We start from the raw sequence: 6,606 nt of genomic DNA, 5'->3' as shown, positions 1-6,606 counted from the left end.
CAACAACGCTGGCATCAGCGATCTGGCGGGCAATGCCGGCAGCGGCATCACCAACTCGGCCAACTATGCGGTGCAGACCGAAGTGCCGACCGCGACCATCGTCGTCGCGGATGCCGCGCTCAAGGCTGGCGAAACCTCGACGGTGACCATCACCTTCAGCGAGGCCGTCAGCGGTTTCACCAATGCGGACCTGACCATCGCCAATGGCACCCTGAGTAACGTCACCTCCAGTGACGGCGGCATCACCTGGGCGGCGACACTCACGCCGACCGCCAACATCACCGACACCACCAACCTGATTACCCTCGACAACAGTGGCGTGACCAACGCCTCCGGCAACAGCGGCGTCGGCACCACCGCTTCGAACAATTTCGCCATCGACACGGCGCTGCCGACCGCGACCATCGTGGTCGCCGACAATCGCCTGGGCATCGGTGCAACCACCACGGTGACCATCACCTTCAGTGAAGCGGTCAGCGGTTTTGACCTGTCGGACATCAGCGTCGCCAACGGCACGCTGGCGAACCTGACCAGCAGCGATGGCGGCATCACCTGGACCGCCACGCTGACACCGACGGCCAACGTCAACGACACGACCAACCTGATCATCGTCGACACGGCCGGTGTGCAGGATCTGGCCGGCAACCTCGGCGCGAGCATTGCGATTTCCAACAACTACGCGCTCGACGCGACCCGGCCGACGGTGAATATCGTGGTCGCCAATCCCCACTTGGGCATCGGCCAGACCACCACGGTGACGTTCACCTTCAGCGAGGCGGTGAGCAACTTCGACCTGTCCGACCTGAGCGTGACCAATGGCGATTTGAGCAACCTGAGCAGCAGCGATGGCGGCAAGACCTGGACCGCGACCTTCACGCCGACGGCCAATGTCACCGACCCGAGCAATTTCATTGCGCTCGACACCAGCAATGTCACCGATCTGGCCGGCAACGTCGGCAGCACAGTGGCGGTGTCGAACAACTACGCGCTCGACAGCGAGCGGCCGAGTGCGACGGTCGTCATTGCCAACCCGAACATCGGCATCGGTCAGACCTCGCAGGTGACCATTACTTTCAATGAGGCGGTCAGCGGTTTCGATCTGTCAGACAACGCGGTGGCGAACGGCACCTTGTCCAACCTGAGCAGCAGCGACGGCGGCAAGACCTGGATCGCCACCCTGACACCAAACGCCAACGTCAACAGTGCGAACAACGCGATCAGCGTCAACAGTGCCGGGGTCAGTGATGCGTCCGGCAACAGCGGCAGCGGTGTCAGCAGTTCCAACAACTACGCGATCAATACGGTGCCGGTGGTCGTGCCGCCCACCGTGCCAACTGTGCCGACCACGCCGACTAGTGTCGTGATCCCGGATCCGTTGGTTCGCAGCAGCGACCCGGTGGTGCCGGCACCGCCACCGAACGTGCCGCTGCAGCCGTTCATCTTCACTCCACCAACCGGCGAGCTCGGTTCACCGCTGACCTTTGCGCCGCTGTTCGAACAACGGGTGATCGGCAACGGCATTCGTCCGCTTGGCGATATTTTCATCAATCACGGTGCCCTCAGCCGCAGTTACATCGCGCAAGTGTTCAGCAGCAGTGACAGCAGCGGCGATGGCTCCGGCCACGGGTTCCTCGGTTTTGGCGGTGGTGATGGCGGCGTATTCGCCAGCAGCACACTGGCGAGCCTGTTCAGTCAGGACCGTGCTGCCGAGAGGGATGCGCTGAACGCATTCGGCAGCCAGTCGCTCAAGGCCGGCGATATTTCCCAAGGCCTGCGCGGTGTGTTTGGCGCGCCGACACTGGGGCAACAACTACAACAACTCAAAGACACCGAGCAGCACCGGGTCGACAACCTGGCGGCAGCGCTGCAACAGGTCGGCATCAGCGAAATGTCGGCCTGAACTCACCATTACTCAACACTGTGCAGGACCTAGGGGCGATCCAGGGATGAAGAAAAGTCAGAAGTTGTTCGGCGCCAGCCTGCTGGCGCTGGCGATCAGCGGATGTGCAGTGACCAGTGACCCGATTGAACGCAGCGTCAGCGAGCAGCGCGCCAAAAGCGATCTGCAAGGCATGTACAAGGATCAGGAACCGCTGCGCGGCCCGTTGACCCTGCACCAGGCCATGGCCCGCGCGGTGAAATACAACCTCGAAGGTCGCTTGAAGATCATGGAGGAAGCGCTGGCCAAGCGGCAGCTCGACCTCGCCAGTTTCGACATGCTGCCGCGCATGGCGCTGGACGCCGGGTACGTCGGGCGCAACAACGTCAACGCCTCCAGCAGCCAGAGTGTGCGCACCGGCACCCAGTCTCTTGAACCATCGACCTCGCAGGACCGTGACCGCGACGTTGCCGACCTGACCATGGTCTGGAACGTCCTCGACTTCGGCGTCAGCTACATCAGCGCCAAGCAGCAGGGTGACCAGCGCCTGATCGTTCAGGAACGGCGCCGCAAGGTGATCAACACCATCGTCCAGGACGTACGTTCGGCCTATTGGCGAGCGATGGCCGCCGAGCGTCTGCTCAAACAAATCGACAGCCTGATGGCGCGCGTGCAGACCGCCCGCGACAACAGCCAGACCCTGAGTGATCAGCGTATTGGTGATCCGGTGCAATCGCTCGGTTATCAGCGTTCGCTGATCGAAGCGACCCGCCAACTGGAAGAGCAGCGCCGCGCGTTGTCGCTGGCGAAAACCGAACTGGCCACCCTGATCAACCTGCCGCTGGGCACCAACCTGACCTTGGCCACTGATGACGGTTATCAGATTCCCGAGCTCAAGGTCGATCTGGCGAAACTGGAGCAGGAAGCCCTGACCAGTCGCCCGGAACTGCGCGAGCAGGACTACCAGACGCGCATCAGCGCTGCCGAAACCCGCAAGGCCATGCTGCGCCTGCTGCCAGGCCTGGAGTTTTCCGCCGGTGGCCATTACGACAGCAACTCGTTCCTCGTCGAACAGGGCTGGGCCGATTACGGCGTGAAAATCACCTGGAACCTGTTCAACGTGATCTCCGCACCCGCTGCAATCAACGTCGCCAAGGCCGGTGAAGAAGTCGCCACCGCGCGGCGTCAGGCGATGTCGATCGCGGTGCTCGCGCAGCTCTATGTGGCCAACGCCAACTATCAAGAAGCGTTGCGCCAGTTCAAGACCAATCAGCAACTGTCGGACATCGACGGACAAATCGTCGGCCAGTTGCGCAACCGTCATCAGGCGGCTGGGATCGGTGAGCTGGAACTGATTCAGGGCGAGCTGAACAACCTGCAAGCGGATCTGCGCCGCGACCTGTCGTACGCTGATCTGCGCAATGCTTATGGCCAGATCTTCGCCAGTGCCGGCCTCGATCCGCTGCCGGATCAGGTGCAGTCGACCGAAGTGCAGTCGATTGCCACCGCGCTGGCCAACCGTGAATCGGCTTGGGCGGCGGGGGATATCTCGACGCCAGTGGTGGCGCATGCTCCGGCGCAGTGATGTGCTGGCGCCGAGCGCCAGTGTCAGCCGCACCCAACGCGAGGTTCGAAATGGGCATCGCGGTGCAGCGATTCTGTTGACCGGCCTGCCGGCGGCGGGCAAGTCGACATTGGCGCAGGCGCTGCACGCCGAGTTGTTCGGGCGAGGTTTGCAAAGCTTGGTACTGGATGGCGACGGTTTGCGCATCGGGCTCAATCGGGATCTGCGATTCACCGACGCTGATCGCCAGGAAAATATTCGTCGCGCCAGCGAGCTCGCCGCGTTGCTGGTGGAAAACGGGCAAATCGTGATTTTGGCGATGATTGCGCCACTGGTTGAGCTACGTGAGGTGTTCGCGCAACGGTTAGGTGAGGACTATCGCGACGTTTGGTGCAGCGCCTCTCTGGCTGTTTGCGAACAGCGCGACCCGAAAGGACATTACGCACGGGCGCGACGCGGTGACCTCGCTGGATTTACCGGAGTGTCGGCACCGTATCAGCCGCCAACGCAGGCGTCGCTGGTGCTCGACACCGGTGCGCAAACGGTCGAAGCCTGCCTTGATCGATTGCTGACCTGGCTCGGCGAGTGCGCGGTGTTGCCCAGGAAATGAGCCGGCCGGCGTTCTCGCGTTTGCCGGTGACGGTGGATTTGCCGCTGTTGCTGCAAGCGCTGGCGGCGATTGCCGACGACGCCTGGCGCAGTCACTTCAACACCGAGTATTTTTCGGGTGACTGGAGTGGCGTCGCGCTGATTTCGGCAGCCGATGCGTTGACCGAACTGTCGCCCGGGCGCGGTGCTCCGCAGCAACGCGCGCCGTGGCTGGACGATGATCGCTGGCGCCAGGGCCTGCGCGATTTGCCGCTGGAGATCGTCAGCGCGCGCTTGCTGCGCCTGGGCCCCGGTGGACAGATTCACGAGCATCGCGATTATGACCTCGATGGCCCCGACGCCGATCGGCGCCTGCACATTCCATTGCTCAGCCCGCCGCATGTCGATTTCTGGCTCGACGGTCAGCGCATGCCCATGCAGGCGGGCGAATGCTGGTTTCTCGACCTTGCCCGTCGGCACCGTGTGGATAACCGTGACACGTCGGCGCGGGTGCATCTGGTCATTGATTGCCGGCCGGGTGCCTGGCTTGATCAGATGATCGACCAAGGCCTGTCGAGCACGCCTCAACCCGGTGTGGCGGATACCGCGTTGCAACGTTTTCAGCGGCTGGTGAGCGAGGACGTCGCGCTGGCTCTGGCCTTGCGCACGCTGGACGATCCTGAGGTATTCATCAGTCAGGCACGGGCACTCGCTGCTGAACGTGGCTTGAGGTTTTCTCGCGAGGAACTGCTTGCGGCGATGCGCAATGGTCGTCGGCAATGGCACGAACAATGGAGTGCTTGAGCTTCGACGGCTGGTTGCCGATTCGTGTCTGGCCGGTCGACGGGCAGTGGCGGGTGGATTGGTGCTGGTTCGGTGACACGCCGTTGCATCAGCCGTTTTTTCGCGAGGCGGTCGATGACGCGTTGCGGCTGCCGTTCAATCAGGCGTTTCGGCGGCAGACGTCATTGGCGGCACTCACCGAATGGCAAGCGCAGAGCCCGGGAATCGCCCCGAGTGCATTCATTCTGCACGCTTCGCGCTGCGGTTCGACCTTGCTCAGTCAGATGCTCGCGCAACTCGACGATCACATCGTGGTGTCGGAACCGCCACCGCTGGATGCGTTGCTGCGCGGTGATTTGCCTGATGCCGAACGCCGGGCCGCCATCGTCGGCTTGCTCTCGGCGTATGGTCAGCGCCGACGCGGTGTTGAACAGCGTTTAGTGGTCAAACTTGATGCCTGGAACATCGGTGAATGGCCGCTGTTGCAGACCTGTTTCCCGGACACGCCGTGGCTGTTTCTCTATCGTGATCCGCTGGAAATTGCTGTTTCCCATCTGCGCCGTCCGGGCATGCACATGGTGCCGGGCATGCTCGGTGATTGCGTATTGGAGGATGGGTTGCAGTTCGAGGGCCGTGAAGATTTTATCGCGCGGCGTTTGGGGCGGTTGTTGGAGGCGGGGTTGCTGCATTGCCGTGGTTCCGGCGGTTTGGCGGTTAATTACAGTGAGTTGCCTGATGCGATGGCTGGGCGCTTGGCGCGGTTCTTTCGATTGAATGATGTGCAGACTCAGCAGGTGTTTGCCGCTGCCGCGCAGCATGCGAAACAGCCTTCGCAAGTGTTTGTTGCCGATGCTGAAGACAAACGCCGCGAGGCTTCGGCGCTGTTGCAGGCGCGTGTGCAAACGTGTGCGCGAGCGCCCTACGAAGCTTTGGAAAAATTGCGTGGTGCCTGAAAAGATCGCAGCCTTCGGCAGCTCCTACATTGGAACGTGATCCCCTGTAGGAGCTGCCGCAGGCTGCGATCTTTTGCTCCTCAGGACTTGCCGGACAAATCCGCCATGCCCTTGAGCAACTCGATCGGCAACGGAAAGACAATCGTCGAACTCTTGTCGCCGGCAATCGAACTCAGCGTCTGCATATACCGCAACTGCATCGCCCCAGGCTGACGCCCGAGCATTTCCGCAGCCTGCATCAGTTTTTCCGACGCCTGCAACTCACCTTCAGCGTGGATCACCTTGGCCCGCCGTTCCCGCTCGGCTTCGGCCTGTTTGGCGATGGCGCGCACCATTGATTCGTTGAGGTCGACGTGTTTGATTTCGACGTTGGCGACCTTGATACCCCACGCATCGGTTTGCGCGTCGAGCACTTGCTGGATGTCGATGTTCAACTGCTCACGTTCGGCCAGCAATTCATCCAGTTCATGTTTCCCCAGCACCGCGCGCAAAGTGGTCTGCGCCAACTGGCTGGTGGCCGACAGATAATCTTCCACCTGAATAATCGCCTTCTGCGGATCGAGTACGCGGAAATACAGCACGGCGTTGACCTTCACCGACACGTTGTCGCGAGTGATCACGTCCTGCGGCGGTACGTCGAGCACAACGGTGCGCAGATCGACCCGAACCATTTGCTGCACCACCGGAATCAGCAGGATCAGGCCCGGGCCTTTGACCTGCCAGAAACGTCCGAGCTGGAACACCACACCGCGCTCGTATTCACGCAGGATGCGGAACGTCGAGCCGGCGAGGGCAATGACTAACAACAGCAGCGCAACAAAACCGATTTGCAGACCCAT

The 6,606-nt window shown here is 61.9% G+C and carries 6 protein-coding genes; 5 read left to right on the top strand and 1 reads right to left on the bottom strand.

Annotated elements, in window-relative coordinates; genetic code table 11:
• From KFS80_RS25775 to KFS80_RS25755, 5 genes are all read left to right on the top strand, one after another.
• Positions 1 to 1,900, top strand: a 1,900-nt coding sequence (locus tag KFS80_RS25775) for an Ig-like domain-containing protein (protein ID WP_246542023.1), incomplete at its 5' end; no start/stop codon positions are given.
• Between the two features lie 46 nt (positions 1,901 to 1,946).
• On the top strand, positions 1,947 to 3,464 hold the full coding sequence (locus KFS80_RS25770) for a TolC family protein (protein ID WP_158830274.1): 1,518 nt from the start codon (positions 1,947 to 1,949) through the stop codon (positions 3,462 to 3,464).
• Entirely contained in the window at positions 3,448 to 4,053 is a 606-nt protein-coding gene (gene cysC, locus KFS80_RS25765) for an adenylyl-sulfate kinase (RefSeq protein WP_212546345.1), read from the top strand. The genes KFS80_RS25770 and cysC overlap by 17 nt, the downstream gene beginning before the upstream one ends.
• Positions 4,050 to 4,835: an aspartyl/asparaginyl beta-hydroxylase domain-containing protein gene (locus KFS80_RS25760; RefSeq protein WP_159812029.1), complete on the top strand. Its 786-nt coding sequence runs from the start codon at positions 4,050 to 4,052 to the stop codon at positions 4,833 to 4,835. Before cysC ends, KFS80_RS25760 begins: the two co-directional genes overlap by 4 nt.
• Positions 4,823 to 5,767, top strand: a complete 945-nt coding sequence (locus tag KFS80_RS25755; RefSeq protein WP_212546347.1) for a sulfotransferase family protein — start codon at positions 4,823 to 4,825, stop codon at positions 5,765 to 5,767. Before KFS80_RS25760 ends, KFS80_RS25755 begins: the two co-directional genes overlap by 13 nt.
• An 80-nt stretch (positions 5,768 to 5,847) precedes the next feature.
• Here the strand turns inward: KFS80_RS25755 and KFS80_RS25750 are convergent, their stop codons facing one another.
• Positions 5,848 to 6,606, bottom strand: a complete 759-nt coding sequence (locus KFS80_RS25750; RefSeq protein WP_007917711.1) for a slipin family protein — start codon at positions 6,604 to 6,606, stop codon at positions 5,848 to 5,850.

The sequence above is a fragment of the Pseudomonas rustica genome (genome assembly GCF_018336155.1).
Classification (GTDB): domain Bacteria; phylum Pseudomonadota; class Gammaproteobacteria; order Pseudomonadales; family Pseudomonadaceae; genus Aquipseudomonas; species Aquipseudomonas rustica.
Note: the sequence above shows the minus strand (reverse complement) of the source record. Positions and strands in the feature narration are given on the sequence as shown.